The sequence below is a fragment of the Mycobacterium sp. SVM_VP21 genome, assembly GCA_024758765.1.
In the GTDB taxonomy this organism is placed as follows: domain Bacteria; phylum Actinomycetota; class Actinomycetes; order Mycobacteriales; family Mycobacteriaceae; genus Mycobacterium; species Mycobacterium heraklionense_C.
This window is the reverse complement of sequence record CP101406.1, coordinates 2,173,920-2,192,720: the sequence shown is the minus strand read 5'-3', so window position 1 is coordinate 2,192,720 and position 18,801 is coordinate 2,173,920. Positions and strand designations below refer to the sequence as shown.

The 18,801-nt window shown below is 66.4% G+C and carries 19 protein-coding genes; 13 read left to right on the top strand and 6 right to left on the bottom strand.

Translation table 11 applies throughout. The annotated features are described in order from the left end of the window. Positions 1 to 202 precede the first annotated feature (202 nt). The 7 genes from NM962_10075 to NM962_10045 are packed head-to-tail and all read left to right on the top strand — an operon-like array spanning position 203 to position 9,307. Positions 203 to 1,606, top strand: a complete 1,404-nt coding sequence (locus tag NM962_10075; GenBank protein UVO14307.1) for a PPE family protein — start codon at positions 203 to 205, stop codon at positions 1,604 to 1,606. A gap of 19 nt (positions 1,607 to 1,625) precedes the next feature. Next, entirely contained in the window at positions 1,626 to 2,495 is an 870-nt protein-coding gene (locus NM962_10070) for a TauD/TfdA family dioxygenase (GenBank protein ID UVO14306.1), read from the top strand. Then, on the top strand, positions 2,492 to 3,034 hold the full coding sequence (locus NM962_10065) for an FcoT family thioesterase (GenBank protein ID UVO14305.1): 543 nt from the start codon (positions 2,492 to 2,494) through the stop codon (positions 3,032 to 3,034). The genes NM962_10070 and NM962_10065 overlap by 4 nt, the downstream gene beginning before the upstream one ends. A gap of 26 nt (positions 3,035 to 3,060) precedes the next feature. Further along, on the top strand, positions 3,061 to 4,614 hold the full coding sequence (fadD10, locus tag NM962_10060) for a fatty acid--CoA ligase FadD10 (GenBank protein ID UVO14304.1): 1,554 nt from the start codon (positions 3,061 to 3,063) through the stop codon (positions 4,612 to 4,614). A 4-nt stretch (positions 4,615 to 4,618) separates the two neighbouring features. Further along, complete coding sequence (locus tag NM962_10055) at positions 4,619 to 4,852, top strand: acyl carrier protein (protein UVO14651.1); 234 nt, start codon at positions 4,619 to 4,621, stop codon at positions 4,850 to 4,852. 13 nt (positions 4,853 to 4,865) lie between these two features. Further along, complete coding sequence (locus tag NM962_10050) at positions 4,866 to 8,939, top strand: AMP-binding protein (GenBank protein UVO14303.1); 4,074 nt, start codon at positions 4,866 to 4,868, stop codon at positions 8,937 to 8,939. A gap of 35 nt (positions 8,940 to 8,974) precedes the next feature. After that, a complete protein-coding gene (locus NM962_10045; protein UVO14302.1) occupies positions 8,975 to 9,307 on the top strand; it encodes a heavy-metal-associated domain-containing protein in 333 nt (110 codons plus the stop codon). Positions 9,308 to 9,338: 31 nt separating this feature from the next. Here the strand turns inward: NM962_10045 and hpt are convergent, their stop codons facing one another. From hpt to dacB, 4 genes are read right to left on the bottom strand one after another with little or no spacing between them, the layout of a single operon-like run. Beyond that, positions 9,339 to 9,971, bottom strand: a complete 633-nt coding sequence (gene hpt / locus NM962_10040) for a hypoxanthine phosphoribosyltransferase (protein ID UVO14650.1) — start codon at positions 9,969 to 9,971, stop codon at positions 9,339 to 9,341. A gap of 22 nt (positions 9,972 to 9,993) precedes the next feature. Continuing rightward, the gene (gene tilS / locus NM962_10035; protein UVO14301.1) at positions 9,994 to 10,956 is read right to left on the bottom strand and encodes a tRNA lysidine(34) synthetase TilS; all 963 of its coding nucleotides are present in this window, start codon (positions 10,954 to 10,956) and stop codon (positions 9,994 to 9,996) included. Further along, the gene (locus NM962_10030; protein UVO14300.1) at positions 10,935 to 11,975 is read right to left on the bottom strand and encodes a zinc-dependent metalloprotease; all 1,041 of its coding nucleotides are present in this window, start codon (positions 11,973 to 11,975) and stop codon (positions 10,935 to 10,937) included. Before NM962_10030 ends, tilS begins: the two co-directional genes overlap by 22 nt. Beyond that, on the bottom strand, positions 11,966 to 13,342 hold the full coding sequence (gene dacB / locus NM962_10025; GenBank protein UVO14299.1) for a D-alanyl-D-alanine carboxypeptidase/D-alanyl-D-alanine-endopeptidase: 1,377 nt from the start codon (positions 13,340 to 13,342) through the stop codon (positions 11,966 to 11,968). The genes NM962_10030 and dacB overlap by 10 nt, the downstream gene beginning before the upstream one ends. 80 nt (positions 13,343 to 13,422) lie before the next feature. Between dacB and NM962_10020 the strand changes: the two genes are divergently transcribed. Then, a complete protein-coding gene (locus NM962_10020; protein UVO14298.1) occupies positions 13,423 to 13,911 on the top strand; it encodes an inorganic diphosphatase in 489 nt (162 codons plus the stop codon). Here the strand turns inward: NM962_10020 and NM962_10015 are convergent. After that, complete coding sequence (locus tag NM962_10015; GenBank protein UVO14297.1) at positions 13,892 to 14,581, bottom strand: TetR/AcrR family transcriptional regulator; 690 nt, start codon at positions 14,579 to 14,581, stop codon at positions 13,892 to 13,894. The genes NM962_10020 and NM962_10015 overlap by 20 nt on opposite strands. Before the next feature lie 114 nt (positions 14,582 to 14,695). Here NM962_10015 and NM962_10010 point away from each other — a divergent pair, with 114 nt between their 5' ends. Next, positions 14,696 to 15,133 (top strand): nitroreductase/quinone reductase family protein, encoded by a 438-nt coding sequence (locus NM962_10010; GenBank protein ID UVO14296.1) that lies wholly within the window; start codon positions 14,696 to 14,698, stop codon positions 15,131 to 15,133. On the opposite strand, the gene NM962_10005 is transcribed toward NM962_10010, so the two are convergent. Further along, positions 15,122 to 16,114: a TerC/Alx family metal homeostasis membrane protein gene (locus NM962_10005; GenBank protein UVO14295.1), complete on the bottom strand. Its 993-nt coding sequence runs from the start codon at positions 16,112 to 16,114 to the stop codon at positions 15,122 to 15,124. The two genes, NM962_10010 and NM962_10005, sit on opposite strands and share 12 nt — an antisense overlap. Positions 16,115 to 16,192: 78 nt before the next feature. Here NM962_10005 and NM962_10000 point away from each other — a divergent pair, with 78 nt between their 5' ends. From NM962_10000 to NM962_09985, 4 genes are all read left to right on the top strand, one after another. Continuing rightward, complete coding sequence (locus NM962_10000; protein ID UVO14649.1) at positions 16,193 to 17,467, top strand: hypothetical protein; 1,275 nt, start codon at positions 16,193 to 16,195, stop codon at positions 17,465 to 17,467. Between the two features lie 27 nt (positions 17,468 to 17,494). Beyond that, complete coding sequence (locus NM962_09995) at positions 17,495 to 18,193, top strand: glycosyltransferase family 2 protein (GenBank protein ID UVO14648.1); 699 nt, start codon at positions 17,495 to 17,497, stop codon at positions 18,191 to 18,193. Further along, a complete protein-coding gene (locus NM962_09990; GenBank protein UVO14294.1) occupies positions 18,190 to 18,558 on the top strand; it encodes a DUF2304 domain-containing protein in 369 nt (122 codons plus the stop codon). Before NM962_09995 ends, NM962_09990 begins: the two co-directional genes overlap by 4 nt. 90 nt (positions 18,559 to 18,648) lie before the next feature. Further along, positions 18,649 to 18,801: an Rv1535 domain-containing protein gene (locus NM962_09985; protein UVO14293.1), complete on the top strand. Its 153-nt coding sequence runs from the start codon at positions 18,649 to 18,651 to the stop codon at positions 18,799 to 18,801.

Sequence of the window (18,801 nt, the reverse complement as noted above, 5' to 3'; positions counted from 1 at the left end):
CAGACCGTACCCGCCGGGCCCCCGCGCGTCGCTGCGAGAAACCTAACCACAATCGGGCGGAACTTTTTGATTCCCATGTCCGACCACCTCGTTGGCGGGTACTGGCCCGCGCTTTGCGTTCCGCGCAATCCACAACATCAGAGGAGGTGCCATCCTGACCGCCCCGATCTGGATGGCAATGCCTCCGGAGACACACTCCGCCATGCTCGCAGCTGGCCCAGGGCCGGGGCCGCTGTTGGCAGCCGCCGCGCAGTGGCAGCAGCTCAGTGTCATCTACGACGACACCGCCGCTGAATTGACCCAGGTACTGGCTGCGGTGCAGACCGGCCACTGGCAGGGGCCCACCGCGACGGCGTATCTGTCCGCGCACACGCCGTACCTGACCTGGTTGGAACAGGCAGCCGCCGACACTGCTACGACTGCCGCACAACACCAGACGGCTGCCTCCGCATATAGCGCCGCAGTGTCCTCGATGCCCAGCCTCGAAGAACTGGCCGCCAACCACGCGGTCCACGCGGTGCTGCTCGCCACGAACTTCTTCGGAGTGAACGCCGTCCCGATTGCCGCTAACGAGGCCGACTACACGCGGATGTGGGTGCAGGCCGCCGAGACCATGTCCGTATATCAGGGCACCGCCACCGCAGCCCTCGCAGCGACCCCGCAGATCCGCCCCGCCCCACCCATCGTCTCCAACCCCGCCGCAGCCACCTCCCAAGAAGGCGTTGGAGACGGCAATTGGCTGCAGGAACTTTCCCGCCTCATCAGTGAACTTCTCAACAATGCCGGCAATGTCGAAGAGCTGCTGCGTATCTTCGAGGACTTCTTCCAAAACCTAGGCTTCAACCCGGTGATCGCCGCCTTTCTGGCGGCGGTCGCATTGATCGCCTACGACGTGTTGTGGTACCCCTACTACGCGTCATATGGCCTGTTGCTGTTGCCGTTCTTCGCTCCTGCGCTCAGCGCGTTGAGCGCCCTGAAGTTGCTGCCGCTGCTGAACGGCCAACAGATCCCGGCTGATCAAGGACCAGACTTCATCGCTCCGTTAACCGGTGAGGGAAGCATGGACATTCCCGTTGCGGCGAGCGTGGCACCGCCCGCTGCGGCCGGCTCCTCCGCCGGCCTGGGCGGCACCGCCGGTGCACCGGGACCGAGCGCACCCGCGGCCATCCCGAGCGCCGACGGCGTTGCCGCGCTGATTCCCTATGTTGTCTCCGGCTGGGGACCACCCGGGGTCGAGACCGGACCCAAAGACGATATGGCTGCCTCCAACAGCGCTGCGGCTTCCAGCCGCGTGGCCTCTCCGCGGGTCATCGCCGCTGACGCCCGCAGCCGACGCAGTCGACGTAGCACAGGCCGGGTTCGTATGCACGGCAACCGTTACGAGTTCCTCCAGGCTGGCGATGGTCCTGTCATGGCGGCGGGCTCCGATGCCGGCCCTGCCGAACGACCCGAGGCCATCTCAGCAGTGGTCGCCTCCACCCGCGCCGCTGGACTCACGGGGCACGCTGGCGAAATCCGGCGAGTACCGATCTTGCCGACCAGCTGGTGCGTCTCCGACGAGGTAGAGCAACTAACACAACCGATGAAGGAGGGAAAGGAACAATGAGCAAGGAAAGCCAGATCGGATGACGCTAACCGTCAGCGGCACCGGCCTTGGAGCGCAGATCACCGGGGTCGACCCCAACGATCTGAGCACCATCACCCGCGACGAAATTCGCGAGATCGTTTACGCCAACAAGCTCGTCATCCTCAAAGGCGTTCACCCCTCGCCGGAGCAGTACCTGCAGCTGGGCAGGATCGTCGGCGACATCGTGCCCTATTACGAATCCATGTACCACCATCACGAGTTTCCGGAGATCTTCGTATCTTCCACGGAGGAACACCAAGGCGTTCCGCGAACCGGCGCGTTCTGGCACATCGACTACATGTTCATGCCCGAGCCGTTCGCATTCTCGATGGTGTTACCCCTGACCGTTCCCGGACCTGACCGGGGAACCTACTTCATCGACCTCAACCAGGCGTGGTTGTCGGTGCCCGCCGCCCTGCAGGACGCCGCCCGAGGAACGTTGAGCACTCATGATCCCCGGCGGCACATCAAGATCCGTCCCGATGACGTATATCGGCCGATCGGGGAACTGTGGGACGAGATTACCCGGACCACGCCGCCGATCAAATGGCCAACCGTGATCCGGCATCCGAAGACCGGGGAGGAGATCCTGTATATCTGCGCGTCGGGGACCACTCGAATCGACGGCCAGGACGGTCGGGTACTCGACCCAGAGATCCTGCAACAGCTCATGGAGTCGACCGGGCAACTTGATCCGGATTTCACGCATCCCTTTATCCACACCCAGCACTACGAGGTTGGGGATATCATCTTGTGGGACAACCGAGTTCTGATGCATCGCGCCAAGCACGGCAGCTCTCAAGGAACTTTGACCACGTATCGGTTGACCATGCTCGACGGCCACCAGACTCCGGGATACGCCGCATGAGCGGCATCGCTTCGCCTCATACCGCACTAAGCGACGCAGCACCGATCGACGAGGACGTGCTGGCCACCGTTCTGGAGCCCTATACCTACAAGGGATGCCGATATCTGATCGAGGCGGTGTCGCAGGCCGACGCTGATTCTGTTCTAGCTCAAGGTAACTTCACGATCGCCGAGTCCGCCTACATCCGTAGCACTGGACATTTCAACGCGGTCGAGTTGGTGCTGTGTTTCAACCAGCTCGCTTACAGCGCTTTTGCACCGGCCATCGGCGATGGCATCATTCCGGCCTTCCGAGGTTGGAGGCTGGAAGACTATTGCAAGCACCAGCTGTCCAGCATGTTCATCAGAACCTCATCGTCACGGTTCAAGAGGCCGATAGATGCCAACAAGTTCAGTGCCCGGCTGGAATGCCGAAACTTCGAGATCGTGCAACGCACGGTGCGGTATCTGCGTGTGCCGTGCGCAATCGAATTCTGGGACGAACAAGGCGGTTCAGCGTTCGGCGAATTCGAACTGGCCGCACTGAACATCCCCGGCTGACAACACAGAATAGGCACGCTGACATGATGAGTCCGGCCCACACGTCCGTATTGGATCGCATTCTCGAACACGTGCGCCAACGCCCCGACGCCATCGCGTTACGTCGTTGCGACGGAAGTAGTCCGTTTAGCTACCAGGAGCTGGCAACCGAATGGGAACGCCTGGCCGCAGCACTGCAGGCGAGTGGGGTGTCCCTGGGCTCTCGCGTACTTGTCATTTCCGACAACGGACCGCAGACATACCTCGCGGTGCTTGCCTGCGCCCGACTGGGCGCCATTGCCGTTCTGGCGGACGGCTATCTGCCGGTGGCCACCGTCGAACGGTTCGCCGAACTCACGCAACCCGCCGCAGTTCTGTGCACCGAGGGTGCCCGACTGTCCCTTTCCGACCCACCGGAGACCCTCGCCGCGGTACCGACGCTGTCGGTGGCCGAAGACAGCGCCCCGCTCACAGCTCGCGACGTGCTCCCGGGGACGAACGGCGGCGCCGACGACCCGCTGGCGATGATCTTCACCAGCGGCACCACCGGCGAACCGAAGGCGGTGCTGCTGGCCAATCGGACCTTCTACGCCGTCGCCGACATCTTGCGGGAGACCGGCTTGACGTGGATCGATTGGGTGATAGGCGAAGTCGCGTACTCGCCGTTGCCGGCCACGCACATCGGTGGCCTGTGGTGGATTCTGAACTGCCTGATGCAGGGTGGTACGTGCGTAACCGGCGGCGAAGACGGAGCGTCGCTGTTGGAGATACTCACGACCAACGAGGTCGCTACGGTCTGCCTGGTCCCGACACTGCTCTCACGTCTGGTCGCCGAGCTGAAAGCGACCGGCGCATCGGTGCCGCCTTCGCTGCGTTTTCTCGGCTACGGCGGATCGCGGGCTATCGCATCCGACGTGCAGTTCGTTGAGACCGCGGGTATACGCACCGCCCAGGTCTATGGGCTGAGCGAAACTGGTTGCACCGCACTGTGTCTTCCCACCGCGCCGGGGTCGATCGCCGCCATCGAGGCAGGAGCGGTCGGACGACCCTACCCCGGCGTGCGGGTTCACCTCGACGGCGATGGCAGCGGACCGGCCGGCCCGCCGGCCTCGTCGGGAACGTTGTGGATCAACTCGCCGGCAAACATGCTGGGGTACTGGAACAACCCAGACCGGACCCACGAAGTACTGCGTGACGGGTGGGTGAACACCGGTGACCTGCTCGACGAAGGCAGCGACGGGTACTTCTACATCCGGGGGCGGGCCTCGGAGATGATCATCTGCGGCGGAGTCAATGTTGCCCCCGACGAGGTTGACCGTGTCGCAGAATCCATTCCGGGGGTCCGCGAGGCGGCATGCTACGAGATCCCAGACCCGGAGTTCGGAGCCCTCGTCGGCCTGGCGGTGGTCGCGTCGGAAAAACTCAACGAGGCCAGTGTTCGCAGCCTCAAACAGACAATTGCAGCCCGTTACCGAAGCGAGGTGGAATCCGCCGCCCGACCGTCGCGGATCGTCCTGGTGAACAGCATTCCGCGAAACCAGTCCGGCAAGGTCATGCGTACATCGCTGGCCGCAGCGATCGACGCTCGCGCACATGGTTGAGACCATCCGCCAGCGGATCCTCGCCGCGGTCTGCGATGTGCTCTACATCGACGAAGCCGACCTCTTCGACGGCGACGGCACCGACCTGCGGGACCTCGGCCTGGACTCGGTTCGATTCGTCTTGTTGATGAAGCGTCTCGGAGTGGACCGCGAGTCTGAGCTACCGGCACGTTTGGCGCGCGACCTGTCGATCACCGGCTGGGTTGCCGAGCTGGAAGATCCCGGCCGGCATGTCTGACTGCCCTTCCCCGGTGTCCATCCCGCTTTCAGTCTCCCAGCAGAACATTTACCGCGGCGTGCTGCAGGATGCCGATCCCACGCTGTATCTGATCGGCCGCCGGTATCGCTTGTCGCCCATACCGCTTCCCCGATTCCGGCTCGCATTGGCAGCCGCTGTCCAACGCAACCCGGTGCAATTGTGCGTTCTCGAACAGGCCGAAGCGCAGTATCCTCACCTGGTTCCGCGGCTGCGGGCGGACGATCTCATGCGCATGTCCCATGACGGCGCAGAACCGCTGGTGCGGGAATGGGATTCGGGGATTTTGTCCCGGCCGCTGGTGCGCTACACCGTGCAAGTCGATTCGAGCGGCGACGTGGTGGGCCTGGACATGCACGCCCACCACCTTCTGCTCGACGGTGGTGCGACCGGTCTGATCGAAGCCGACCTGGGCCGCAACCTTTCTGCCGGAAGCTCCGAATTGCCCGCCATAGCCGCCGGCCTCGAGCGCCTCGCCGAAGCTCACCGCCGGGAAGCCGAACAAGTTGACGCCGCACAACGGCGACTGACCGAATCGGTGCAGCGGGAGTTGGCAGGCGAGGCAACCACTGGCAGCTATCCGCAATCGCCACCGACGTCAGGCAGTGCTCGCCGAGGGGTGCTGCGCGAGTCGGTCCAGATCACCGGATCCGACTACGAAGCGATCACGAAGCTGGCCGCTCGGGCACAAGTGCCGCTGCATGTGTTGGTGACGGCAGCCGCCGTCGCGGTCGATGCAGGCCGTCGAAGCAGTACCGATGCCTTGGTGGTGCACGCCATCGACAATCGGTTTGGTGAGCCCGCTCTTGAGGTGGCCACCTGCATCGTCAACTCGGTTGCCCAATCTGTTCGCTTCCCGGCATTCGCATCACTGCGAGATCTCGTGGCCAATGTTGACCGCGGATACGTCAAAGCCGTTCGGCGGCGCTGGTTCCGGGAGGAGTTGTATCGCCGCATCTATCTGACGATCAACCGGACTCCCCAGACCGACGCATTGGCGCTCAACTTTCTTCCGGATCCCTGCGCGCCCGAACTGCGTCCGTTCCTAGACGCCATGCCGGCTACCACAGATATCGGGCCGATCGAGGGGCTGACCGTGGCAGCCGTCCAAGACGATCCGCATCAGACTCTGACGCTGTCGATCTGGGATGGCGATCACCCAAACCGGACCCAATCCCCGGAAATCGCAGTCCTGATCGCCCAAGTACTGCTGAAGATGCCGGCCCACTGGGATCAGCCCGTCGCAATGAGTGTGGGCCAGTGGTTCGAGGTTGACACCGACGGAAGGTGCCATGCCACCGATATCGCGCCCAACCCGACAAGGCCGGCCGTGTCGGCGTGGTTTCTCGACCCGAACACCGACATCGACGGCTGGCGCCAACGCCGCCGGTATATCGATTCTTGGATCTCTTGGCTGGTGAGTTCGGGCGTCGAGCCCGGTGAGCTGTTGGTATTCACCGACGATCACACCGACAAGACCATCGATCTCTTGGTCGCATGCCATCTGGCCGGTTGCGGCTACAGCGTCTGCGAAAGCGCCGACGAACTCGAAAGCCGCCTAGCGGCCCTCCGTTCGGAAGGTGGGCTTTCAGCACGATTGGTCGACATCGGAAATACCGACCTGCCGGCACCGTCCTCCCGCCTTTCGGACCGCCTTCAACAGGTCCGCGACGACCATGACTTGGCGCAACGGATCGCCTACGTCATGCCCACTTCAGGCTCTACCGGCAGTCCCAAGCTGGTGCCGATCACTCACGGCACACTGGCGATCTTCTGTCGGGGAGCGCGGCTGGCCTACGGATGGGAGCAGCACGACACCGTCTTGCAATGTGCGGCTCTGACGTCAGATATCAGTGTGGAGGAGATTTTCGGCGCCGCGCAATCCGGTGCCGCTCTGGTTCGCTCGGCGGCAACGCGAAGCGGAGATCTCACGCGACTGGGAGAAGACCTGATCCGCCACGGCGCTACGGTCCTCGATCTGCCTACCGCCATCTGGCACCTGTGCTGCGACGAACCCGACATGCTTGCCACCGTGGCGAAATCACGCGTGCGCCAAATCGTGATCGGTGGAGAGGCGGTCCGCCCCCGCGCCGTCGAGCGGTGGCATGCGTTCAGCAGTGATTCAGACGTCGCGCTGATTTCCAGCTACGGTCCCACCGAGGCGACGGTGGTGGTGACGTACCTGCCGCTGAACGGGGAGGAGACTGTGGTCGAGCCCAGTTGCCAACGGCGACTGGGGAAACCTCCGGCTCCAAACACCGTTTTCATCGCATTCGGTGAGGTGGTTTTGCTCGGCGACCAGGTGTCTGCGGGCTACGTGGGTATTGCCAGCACCAACTTTGGCACCGTACTCGCCGTCGACGGTTCGCCGCTGCGTGCGTTTGCCACCGCAGACCGGGTGAGCATCGACGGCGCGGGCTTTCCCGTGTTTGCGGGTCGCAAGGACGCCGTCGTGAAGCTTGCCGGCAAGCGCGTCGACACTGCCGAAGTCACCCGGCTGATCGCCGAGGATCCCGCGATCTGCGATGTCGCGGTCGAACCGGACGGCACCCGGCTCGGAGTTTGGTTTCAGACCCCGGACACCAAGATAGGGTCTACCGATTCTGCTGCAGCAGAACGCATTCGAGGCATCCTGCTGGCGGCGAGAGTCCCCGGTTTCGTGGTGTCCGGCGTCCCGGAGGTTCCACGCAAGCCCGGTGGCAAGGTTGATTCGGGTCGTCTGCCCAAGACTCAGCAAGCAGAAGCCGGCGCAGCGCCGGCCCAAGCAAACGGCCTGGCGCATTTGTGGAGTCGGCATCTGGACCGTGACCTGCGGCCGGACTCCTCACTGCTGGGCGACGGTGTCGGCTCGCTGGATCTGATCCGTATCCTGCCTGCCACCCGACGCTACCTCGGCCGACACGTGTCGTTGCTGGATGTGATCAGCGCCGACAGTGCCAGCCGGTTGATCGAAAGCACCGACGGGGTGGGGGTGGACGAGGTCACCGCTGCCGAGATCGACGACGATCTCGCGATCTTGGCTCCACCGCTGCCCTACCCCGCATTAAGCCTGAGCTCCGATGGCACCGGCACCGTTGTGGTGTTCGGCGCCTCGGGAATCCTGGGCACCGGCTTTGCCCGAGCTGCGGTCGATCTGCGCACCCACGGATTCGATTCGGAGCTGGTCTTGGCCACCACCTCGGAACTGCCCGATGCCGGTCCCTGGCGAGAGCTGGCCGGGGTCGACGGTGTTCGCATCGAACACATTGCCCCGCAACGCATCCCTGAGCTGATCCGCACCACCCACGCAGCGACCGTGGTCAACGCCATCGGCAATACCAATGTGGTGGTGCCCTATCGGGAGCTGCGGCCGGCCAATGTGGAAGCGGTATTGACCATCGCTGCGGCCTGCGCAGCACACGACGCCCGGTTGGTGCATTTGTCGACCTCAGTGGTGAGCGCGCAACCGGCAACACCGCAAGTTGTCGATCCGCGTGCCGCGCCTTATCCCTACGCGGCGTCCAAGGCGCTGGCCGAGCTGATTGTCGCGCGTAACGCTGGTCACCTGGCCTTCTCCCTGGTGCGGCTACCCCGGGTGTTGGGCGAGCCGCACCAACTGCGGATAACGGCCGATATTCTGGTCGCACTCGCCGATGCGTGCTCAGCACTGCGCGCCTACCCCGCCGTGCAGCTGACCGAGGAGGTCACCAGCAGCCGGTCGGCAGCGGCAGCGATTTTGGGCATGCTGTCGGAGCCCCTGGGACACAACCTCACCGCGCTGCGGGGAACACCCGTCGAGTACTCGAAATTTCTGGCTCACTTCGGTTCCCGCGAATACGACGTCGAACGCTGGAAGCAGCACTTGGATGCCAGTGACTGGGCCAGATGCAACCCGCGTCGGTGGGCGGTTATCGACGCCTGGCTCACCCTGGGGTTGCGCCTGGGTGGACGGTCCTACGCGCAATACCTTGCCGGCCACGCCAGTTTGGACCTGCATGTCGATACGGTCACCGAATTGGCCGCCCCACCTTCGCGGCTGGTCGAGCTGGTGGCTCACGGTTGCGGCGTGGAACCGGACAGTCCCTTCTGACGACCACTAACAGAGGACCTGAAGAAGGAGAAGCCTTGTCCGACATTCGACGGATCCAACTCGACGTGACCGGTATGACCTGCCGGATGTGCGAGGCGCATATCGCACTGAAATTGAACTCGATCACTGGGGTGCAAGCATCGGTAGACTTTCCGACTGCGACCGCCACGATCGACGCCGACCCCACCGTGTCCGTCGCCGACCTGTGCGCGGCCATCGAAGATGCCGGCTACCATGCCGAGCTGCGATCGGAACGGACTCTCACCGCTGAGGATGTGCAGATCGCCGGCGGCGCCATAGGGCGAATCGCGAGCCTGACTCGATTCCTGTCGCGGGGCCGGCGCAAACCGGCGATGCACCAGATCTGAAGGTCAGCTGCCGTCGCCCATACAGCGGCGTTCAGCCCTGATAAACCCGCGGGTCCAGGGTGCCGATGTAGGGCAGGTCGCGGTAGCGCTCGGCGTAGTCCAGGCCGTAGCCGACCACGAAGTCGTTCGGGATGTCGAAGCCCACGTAGGCGATGTCGACGTCGGCCCCCAGCGCGTCGGGTTTGCGCAGCAGGGTGCACACTCGCAGGGACCGGGGCCGGCGGGTGGCCAGATTGCGCAGCAGCCACGACAGGGTCAGCCCGGAGTCGACGACGTCCTCGACGATCAGCACGTCGCGGTCGCTGATATCGCGGTCGAGGTCCTTGAGGATGCGCACCACCCCCGACGACGACGTCGAGGATCCGTAAGAGCTGACCGCCATGAACTCAAACTGCGTGGGCAGCGGGATCGCCCGGGCGAGATCGGTGACGAACAGCACGGCGCCCTTGAGCACGGTGATCAGCAGCAGGTCGCCGCTCTCGGCATGGCCGTCGGCGTACTCCTCGGCGATCTGCGCGGCGAGTTCGGCAGTGCGGGTCCGGATCTGCTCCTCGGTCAGCAACACCGATTTGATGTCACCCGCGTACAACTCGGGTTTCTCCCCCGGCAAGATCGCAGCCACCAGCACAGCGTGCCATGGCGGGAGTTCGACAACCAACTGCAGCGGAGGAAATCACGCCCGCGGCTCAGACCGGCTCGCTGCGCAGCCGCAGCAGGCCGTCGCCGCGAACCGCGAACAACCGCTGCCCCCGCAGGTCCGATCCGATCGCCACCCCGCCCTGGCCACGCCAGGCGGTCACCAGCCGGTCGACCGCACGGATCTGCAGGTCGGTCAGGCCGCGTCCGCCTCCATCGATCAGCCAGCGCCGGATCACCGCCAGGCGCACCGGACCCGCCAAGGTCGCCAGCGCAGCAACGTCCAACGCGGCGCCCGCGGTGGCGCCGAGCAGCGCCTGCTCGGCCAAGCCGTCAATGAGTTCGGTGTTCTCCCGCAGCGCGATCGCGGTCCGGGCCAGGGCTTCGGCCACCCCGCCGCCCAGCACGTCCTCCAGCAGCGGCAGCACTTCGGCGCGCAACCGCACCCGGGTGAAGCGAGCGTCGCTGTTGTGCGGATCGAGCCACGGCGTCAGCCCCAGTTCGGCGCAGGCCTGTACGGTCTGGGCGCGCCGCACCCCCAGCAGCGGCCGGCACCACGGCGCGTCGTATGGCCGCATCCCGGCCATCGACCGGGCTCCCGAACCGCGGCCCAGCCCGAGCAGCACTGTCTCGGCCTGATCGTCGAGCGTGTGCCCCAGCAGTATCGGGTCCCGGCCGCGGGCATCGGCGAGCGCAGCGTAGCGGGCCGTGCGCGCCGCAGCCTCCGGACCGCCCTGAACTCCGACGGACACCGGAATAACCTGCGCGTCAACGCATCCCAGTTCGAGCGCCTGACGGCGCGCGGTCTCGGCCACCTGGGCCGAACCGGCTTGCAGCCCATGGTCGACGATCAGCGCGGTGGTGGGCCGCATCGCGGCGGCAACGGCGGTCAAGGCCAGCGAATCCGGTCCACCGGACAACGCGACCGCCCAGCCTCCCCCCTGCGGCAGATGCCGCTCGGCGAAGGCCCCCAACGCGGCGCGCAGCGCGGCTACAGCACCCGGTCGATCCACCGCTGGGGCTCTTCGATCTCGGCGGGCAGCGGCAGCGTCTGTGGGCCCGACCACACCGCGTTGAACCGGTCCATGCCGACGCGACCGACCACGGCGTCGACGAAGGCCTTGCCTCGGGTGTACTGGCTCATCTTGGCGTCGAGGCCCAGCAACGCCCGTAACAGCCGTTGCAGCGGCGGCTGGCTGCGCTGACGGCGTTCCTCGAAGCGGCTCCGAATGGTCGCCACCGACGGCACCGCCAGCGGCCCGACCGCGTCCATCACGTGGTCGGCGTGGCCTTCGAGCAGCGTGCCCAGCATCAGCAACTGGTCCAGCGCGGTGCGCTGCTCCTCGGATTGCACCGCCCGCACCAGGCCCAGGATCCCCGACGGGCCCGGCGACTCGGCGTCGTTCTGGCGGCCCCGCAGATAGTCGGACAACCGGCCCACCACCTGGGTGAGGTCCGGGCTGCCGTCGCCGGTCAGTACCGCCAGGGCATCCGACATGTAGCCGGCCAGCCATGGGTTGACGCGAAACTGCACGCGGTGCGTCACCTCGTGCAGGCACACCCACAACCGGAAGTCGGCCGGCGTCACCTGCAGCTGGCGCTCGACGGCGACCACGTTGGGATAGACCAGCAGTAGCGCGCCACCACCGGCGCAGAACGGGTCGTATTGCCCGAGGATGCCCGAGGAGACGAAGGCCAACACCGCGCCGGTCTGCGCCCCGGTCAGCCGGCTGGTGAGGAAACCGGCGGGCCGCTCCGAGGCACCCATCATCACCCGCATCGATTCGGCGGCCGCGGCGATCCACTGCCGCCGGTCGACGACGCGAGCGTCGAGGACCGGGCCGTCCTCGCCGAGACCGGTGACCTCTCGGACCAGCGGTTCTGCCGCGCGGGCGCTGGTGTGCAGTTCTTCGATGACCTGGCGGCGCGTGTAGTCGGTCATCGGCGGTGCGGGCCGTGCCAGCCAGCCACCGACGGTCGCGGCGAACTCAAAGTCCACCGCGCTGCCGACGTCGGATTCGCTCATCTGCATCCGCAGGTTCGCAGCACCGCGGCCAGCGCGTCGATCGCCGTGCGCCCGGTAGGGCCGGCGTCGTTGGAGATGAACGCAAACGTCAGCACCCGCTGGTCGCGGTCGGTGACGATGCCGGCCAATGCATTGGTGCGGGTCAGCGAGCCGGTCTTGGCCCGCAACCAGCCGGCCGCGCCGCGCCCGGTCTTGGGGTTGAGGAACCGCTCGGACAGCGTGCCACTGCCGCCGGCGACCGGCAGCATGTCCAGCAGCGGACGCAGCTCGGGCAGGTCCGGCCCGGCGGCCGCCTGCACCACCGCATCCAGCGTCCGGGCCGACAACCGGTCGTCGACCGACAATCCGCTGGAATCCTGCAGGTTGGCTCCGCTGACCGCGATGTGGGCGGTGGCCAGCCGGTTGGTCACCGCGTCAACGGCTCCGGCAAACGAGCGGGGCCGGCCCATCGCCGCGGCCACCTCGCGGGCAATGGATTCGGCCATCACGTTGTCCGAGGCGTTCATCATCTCGCCGAGACGGACCACCAGCGGTGCCGATCGGACCACGCCCAGCTCGCGTCCGGTCACCGACGCGGACGCGATGCTCACGTTGTCGGGGTCGACGCCCAACTCCGCGGCCAAGGCCTTTCCGGCGTCCAGCGCGGGCGTCGTCGATCGCCGGGACTCGACCGTGGTCGGCTGGACTCGGCCGCCGTCGACCATCACCGCCTCGATCGGGGCGATGTCACCGCCTTCGATGTCCTCGGCGTCCCAGCCCTGAGCCATGGTCGGGCCGGTGAACGCCGACGTGTCGACCTGAATCTCGGTGACGCTCACCCCGCTGCGGCGAACCTGATCGGCCAGATCGCTGATGCGGGCGGCTTCGCGGTACCAGGTGTCCTGGCCGACCTCGGCCGTCGACAACGTGGGGTCGCCGCCACCCACCAGCACCACCACTCCGGGCTGATCGCTGGCCGTCACCCGGGTGGTGACCCGCGCGCCCTGATCCAGCGCCAGCAGGGCAGCCGCTGCGGTCAGCACCTTGTTGGTGGACGCCGGCTGCATCGGCAGGTCTTCCTGCTGCGTCCAGAGCGCTTTGCCGGTCACGGCATCGGTGATTCGGCCGGTGAGCCGGCCCAGATTCGGGTCGGCCAACGCGGGGGCCAGGGCAGACGCCAAGGCACTGCCGACCGGCACCGGAGCGTCGTCGGAGACCGGAACCACCCCGGGTTTGGCGGTCGCCACCGGCGCCGGCGACACGACGTGCGCACCTGCGCCGGATTCGTCCGGCAGCACAACGACCGCCACGACCACCACGGCGGCGGCCAACGCCAGCACCGCGGCCGCGATGCCCAGATGGGCACTGCTGTCTCGCCACCGAGTGGGTTGCATGTCGCTCCTCCCCTGTCAGGCGCAATTGTGCCGGACGGGCGGAGTCGGGGCGTCAATCCGGGCCGCTCTAGACTGACCCGGTGCAATTCGACGTGACCATCGAAATCCCCAAGGGCCAGCGCAACAAGTACGAGGTCGACCACGCCACCGGGCGTGTCAAGCTCGACCGCTACCTGTACACGCCGATGGGCTACCCCACCGACTACGGCTTCATCGAGGACACCCTCGGCGAGGACGGCGACCCGCTGGACGCGATGGTGTTGCTGCCGCAGTCGGTGTTCCCCGGTGTGCTGGTCGAGGCACGTCCGGTCGGGATGTTCCAGATGACCGACGAGGCCGGCGGCGACGCCAAGGTGCTGTGCGTGCCGGCCGGCGACCACCGGTGGGACCACATCCAGGACATCAGCGACGTGCCCGCCTACGAGCTGGACGCGATCAAGCACTTCTTCGTGCACTACAAGGACCTGGAGCCGGGCAAGTTCGTCAAGGCCGCCGACTGGGTGGACCGCGCCGAAGCCGAGGCCGAGATCACCCGGTCGATCGAGCGGTTCAAGACCTCCGGTCACTGACCCCCAGCACGTCCAGGAGCAGTCCGAGCTGGATGTCGAAAACCACCCGCGGTGCCGAGAGGGTGTCCTCGCCGTACCCGCCGAACACTTCCAGGCTGACCGCGCCAACGAGGGCGGCCCACAGCAGGAAGCATTTCGCGACGACGGCATCGTCGCCGGGGAAGTCGAATTCCTGGCGGAGTCGCTCGAAGTCCGCCGATAGCGGTTGCGCTGCAACGCTGTTGCCCGACGCAATGTCGCCGGCTGCGACGCCCGCCGCGATCGCTTCGAAGAACGCGCCGACGACCCGGGTGCCCGGGGCCACGGTCTGCTCGGCAGGCGCGTGATAGCCGGGAACCGGGCTGCCGTACAGCAACGCCCAGCCGGCCGGCTGGGCTAACGCCCAGTCCCGCACCGCGTGGGCGATCGCGACGATGTCCTCACGCCACGACGCCGATGCACGGGCCCGGTCCACCGCATCGGCCAGATCGCTATAGGCGTCGACCAGCAGCAGGGTGATCAACTCGTCGCGGCTGCCCACGTACCGGTAGACCGCCGAGGACACCATGCCCACATCACGGGCGACCGCTCGCAGCGATAGCCCGGCCGCCCCGTGGGTGCGCAGATGACGCCGTCCGACCTCGATGATCTGCGCCTCAATGCGTTCCCGCGACTCCTGCCGTTTTCCCACGGCACCAGTCTGACAGATATGAGAGCACCGCTCTTGTTTTAGCCACTACGATGTGTCACGATCAGCACAACGAGAGCGGTGCCCTCGAAATTTTTCCGCTAAAGGGGGACGACCATGGCCGCCGGATACGACCGACCCAATGCAGCCGCCCGATTCGCCAATACGGTGATCCGCAAGCTGGCCGAGGCGGGCATCAGCATTGCCGGCACCCGTGCGATCTCCGTGCGCGGCCGCAAGAGCGGCAAGCGCCGTGGCGTCGTGATCAATCTGCTGACCGTCGACCGGGTGGACTACCTGGTTTCGCCGCGCGGCAACACCGAATGGGTTCGCAATGTGCGCGCCGCCGGCGAGATCGAGATCGGTCCTCGGTGGCGTCCGCAGCCGGCTGGGGTCACCGAGGTGTCCGACGACGACAAACCGGAGTTGCTGCGCCGCTATCTACAACGATGGTATTGGCAGGTCAAGGGTTACGTGCCGGGGCTGACACCGGATTCCAGCGACGACGAACTGCGGGCCGCGGCGTCGTCGTTCCCGGTCTTCTCACTCGGCTGAGGTAGACCCGCGGGTCCGGTACAGGCTCGCGCCCGTCGTCAGCAGCAACACTCCCACCACGACCGCCAGGCTGACCGGGGTGGGGATCTCCGGGACGTTGAAGTTGCGGCCCCCGTTGATGAACCAGATGTCGTTGGTGCGCAGCGCGTGCAACACCATCCGCACCCCGATGAACCCCAGGATCACCGCCAGCCCCTGGGACAGATACACCAGCCGGCTCAGCATCTGACCGAGGATGAAGAACAGCTGCCGCAGGCCCATCAGGGCAAACACGTTGGCGGTGAACACCAGGTAGGGCTGACGAGTCAACCCGTAGATGGCCGGAATGGAGTCCATCGCGAACACCAGGTCGGTGGTGCCCAACGCGAGCGCAACGAGAAACATCGGCGTGATGGCCCACGCCCCGGCGCGGTCCCGGACGAAGAACCGAACCCCCGAGCCCCAGCCCTCGGTGGCGTTGAGGTGGCTGCGGGCGAAACGCACCACGGCGTTGTTGCCCCCCTCGCCCGCACCCTCGCCGGTGGGGTCGTCGTGACGCAGCAGTTTGATCGCGGTGTAGGCCATAAATGCGCCGAACACGTAGAACGTCCAGGACAGCCGCTGCACGGCGACCCCGCCGAGCGCGATGAACACCGCCCGAAACGACAGCGCCATGATGATGCCGACGAACAGCGCCTCCTGCCGGTACTTCTTGGGCACGTTGAAGCTGTTCATGATGATCACGAACACGAACAGGTTGTCCACCGACAGGCTGTACTCGGTCAGCCAGCCCGCGTAGAACTGCATGCCGTACTTCGCGCCGTGAAAATGCCACACCCAGATGCCGAAGGCCACCGCCAGCCCGATGTAGCACGACAGCCGGATCGCGACCTCGCGCATCGACGGCTCGTGCACACGGCGGGCGACCAGGAATAGGTCGAAACCGAGCACCACGCCCAAGCCCGCGAATGTCAGCAGCCATTCCAGCAGCGACGGGTCCAACAGCGGGCCTCCGGTCAGCGAGTCAGTTCAGCGGGCCGCCCGACCGTACCCCGCGGCCCGCTTAGTATTTTCGCCGTGGTGACCGATGTCGGTGGTACCGGATCCCCCGGGTTCCCCCGTGGGCTGGCCACTGGTCCTGTCGCCCGCGCCAGTATGGCCCGGGTCGGAACCGCAACCCTGCTCAGCGCGCTCTGCGGCTACGCGGTGCTGTATCTGGCGGCGCGAGACCTCGACCCGGCGGGTTTCTCGGTGTTCGGCGTGTTCTGGGGTGCGTTCGGACTGGTCAACGGCGCCGCCAACGGCCTGCTGCAGGAGACCACCCGGGAAGTCCGGTTTGCCGGAGGCTCCGCGGGCGAGCGCCCCTCCACACCACACACCCGCCCGCTGCGGGTGGCCGGACTGAGCGGGCTGGTGGCGGCCGCGGTAGTTGCCGTCAGTTCGCCGCTGTGGAGCGGCCACGTGTTCGTCGAGGCGCGCTGGCTGTCGGTTGGGCTGCTGTGCTTCGGGCTGGCCAACTTTGCGGTGCACGCCACCCTGCTCGGCATGTTGGCCGGCGCCAACCGCTGGACGCAGTACGGCGCGCTGATGGTGACCGATGCGAGCGTCAGGGTGGCCGTGGCCACCGCCACGTTCGTCGTCGGCTGGGGCCTGGTCGGATTCTTGTGGGCCACCGTGGCCGGCGCACTGGCCTGGCTGCTGCTGCTGGCCGCCTCACCCAAGGCCCGCTCCGCAGCACGACTGGTGACTCCGGTGAGCACGGCGGGATTCCTGCGCGGTGCGGCGCATTCGATCACGGCAGCCGGGGCCAGCGCGATCCTGGTGATGGGTTTTCCGGTGCTGCTGCAGGCCACCTACGGCGAATTGGGTGCTGCCGGCGGCGTGGTGATCCTGGCGGTCACGGTGACCCGAGCACCGCTGCTGGTGCCGCTGACCGCCATGCAGGGCAACCTGATCGCGCACTTCGTCGACCAGCGCGGCCGCCGGCTGCGGGCACTGCGCACGCCGGCAGCGGCCGTCGCCGCACTGGGCGCGGTGGGCACGGTGGCGGCGGGCCTGCTCGGACCCTGGCTGCTGCGCGCAGTGTTCGGCGCGGATTACCGCGCCGACGGCCTGCTGCTGGCCGGACTGACGACGGCAGCCACCGCGATCGCGCTGCTGACGCTGACCGGAGCGGCGACGGTGGCCGCGGCACTGCACCGCGCCTATGCGCTGGGCTGGGTGGGCGCCACGGTGGCCTCGACCTTGCTCCTGCTGCTGCCGTTGGACCTGCCGACCAGAACCGTGGTGGCCCTGCTGTGCGGTCCCCTGGTGGGAATCGCCGTTCATCTGGCCGCGTTGCGCACCGATTCGTAAGCCGGGCGGGCGTGTATTTTCTAAAACATCGATACCCGCTACCCCGATGTCTGGATCATCGTCCCGGCGTTCAACGAGGCGACCGTCATCGGTGACGTGATCGCCGGGATCCGTTCGGTTTTCGACTACGTGGTCTGCGTGGACGATGGAAGCGCTGACGACACCGCCGTCGCGGCGCGGCGCGCGGGCGCTTACGTGGTGCACCATCCGGTCAACCTCGGTCAGGGCGCGGCCATCCAGACCGGGGTCGAGTTCGCCCGCCGCCAGCCCGGCGCCCGACTGTTCGCCACCTTCGACGCCGACGGCCAGCACCGGGTGGCCGACCTGACACGCATGATCGACCGTCTCGACACCGCCGACCTCGACATCGTGATCGGCACCCGGTTCGCCGCACCCGAAGCTGCCGCGACGGTGCCGCCGCTCAAACGAGCGGTACTGCGGACCGCAGTGTGGCTCAACCCGCGAATTCGCCGACTTGGGCTCTCCGACGCCCACAACGGCCTGCGGGTGTTCAACCGGCGGGTGGCCGATGGCCTCGACCTCACCATGAACGGGATGAGCCATGCCGGGGAGTTCATCGCCCTGATTGCCGAAAACCGCTGGCGGGTAGGCGAAGAGCCGGTCGAGGTGCTCTACACCGACTACTCGAAGTCGAAGGGGCAGCCGCTGCTCAACGGCGTCAACATCCTGTTCGACGGGTTGCTACGTAAGAGGATGTCGCGATGAACTGGATAAAGGTTCTGCTCATCGCGGCGGTGCTGGTGCTGCTGATCTACCTGCTGCTGTCGCGCCGTTCCGCCCAGTCGCGGGCCTGGGTGAAGGTCGGCTACCTGGTGTTCGTGGTGGCCGGTATCTATGCGGTGTTGCGTCCCGACGACACCACCGTGTTGGCCAACTGGCTCGGGGTGCGCCGCGGCACCGATCTGATGCTGTACGTGCTGATCATGGTTTTCGCGTTCACCACGCTGAGCACCTATATGCGATTCCGCGATCTGGAGCTGCGCTACGCCCGGCTGGCGAGGGTGATTGCGCTCGGCCAAGCCCAACCGCCCGAACCGCCTGGGCCACCCGGGCCGCCCAAAACACAGTAATTCGGCAACAATTGTCCCAGCGGTAACAGCGGGTTTGCCGTTCGTCCGATTCGAGCCCTCACCGTTGCAGGTATGCGGGGGACCGACATCATGGCAGAGCCTCTGGCCGACGTGACGGGGGCACTCCTCACCGTGCCGGTGGTCGAGTTGTACGCCGTGCTCTGGCGCGCCGGCCTGCTGGAGGTTCGCCTACCCGCATCCAAGCGACGACTGCCGCAGGTGATAGTGCTTCAGCCGGCGTAA

What these genes read in the sequence shown, in the direction of transcription:
- NM962_10075 (UVO14307.1), top strand. Translation starts at nt 203, where the DNA reads ATGCTCGCAGCTGGCCCAGGGCCGGGGCCGCTGTTGGCAGCCGCCGCG.
- NM962_10070 (UVO14306.1), top strand. Translation starts at nt 1,626, where the DNA reads ATGACGCTAACCGTCAGCGGCACCGGCCTTGGAGCGCAGATCACCGGG.
- NM962_10065 (UVO14305.1), top strand. Translation starts at nt 2,492, where the DNA reads ATGAGCGGCATCGCTTCGCCTCATACCGCACTAAGCGACGCAGCACCG.
- fadD10 (UVO14304.1), top strand. Translation starts at nt 3,061, where the DNA reads ATGAGTCCGGCCCACACGTCCGTATTGGATCGCATTCTCGAACACGTG.
- NM962_10030 (UVO14300.1), bottom strand. Translation starts at nt 11,975, where the DNA reads ATGCAGATGAGCGAATCCGACGTCGGCAGCGCGGTGGACTTTGAGTTC.
- dacB (UVO14299.1), bottom strand. Translation starts at nt 13,342, where the DNA reads ATGCAACCCACTCGGTGGCGAGACAGCAGTGCCCATCTGGGCATCGCG.
- NM962_10010 (UVO14296.1), top strand. Translation starts at nt 14,696, where the DNA reads ATGGCCGCCGGATACGACCGACCCAATGCAGCCGCCCGATTCGCCAAT.
- NM962_09990 (UVO14294.1), top strand. Translation starts at nt 18,190, where the DNA reads ATGAACTGGATAAAGGTTCTGCTCATCGCGGCGGTGCTGGTGCTGCTG.
- NM962_09985 (UVO14293.1), top strand. Translation starts at nt 18,649, where the DNA reads ATGGCAGAGCCTCTGGCCGACGTGACGGGGGCACTCCTCACCGTGCCG.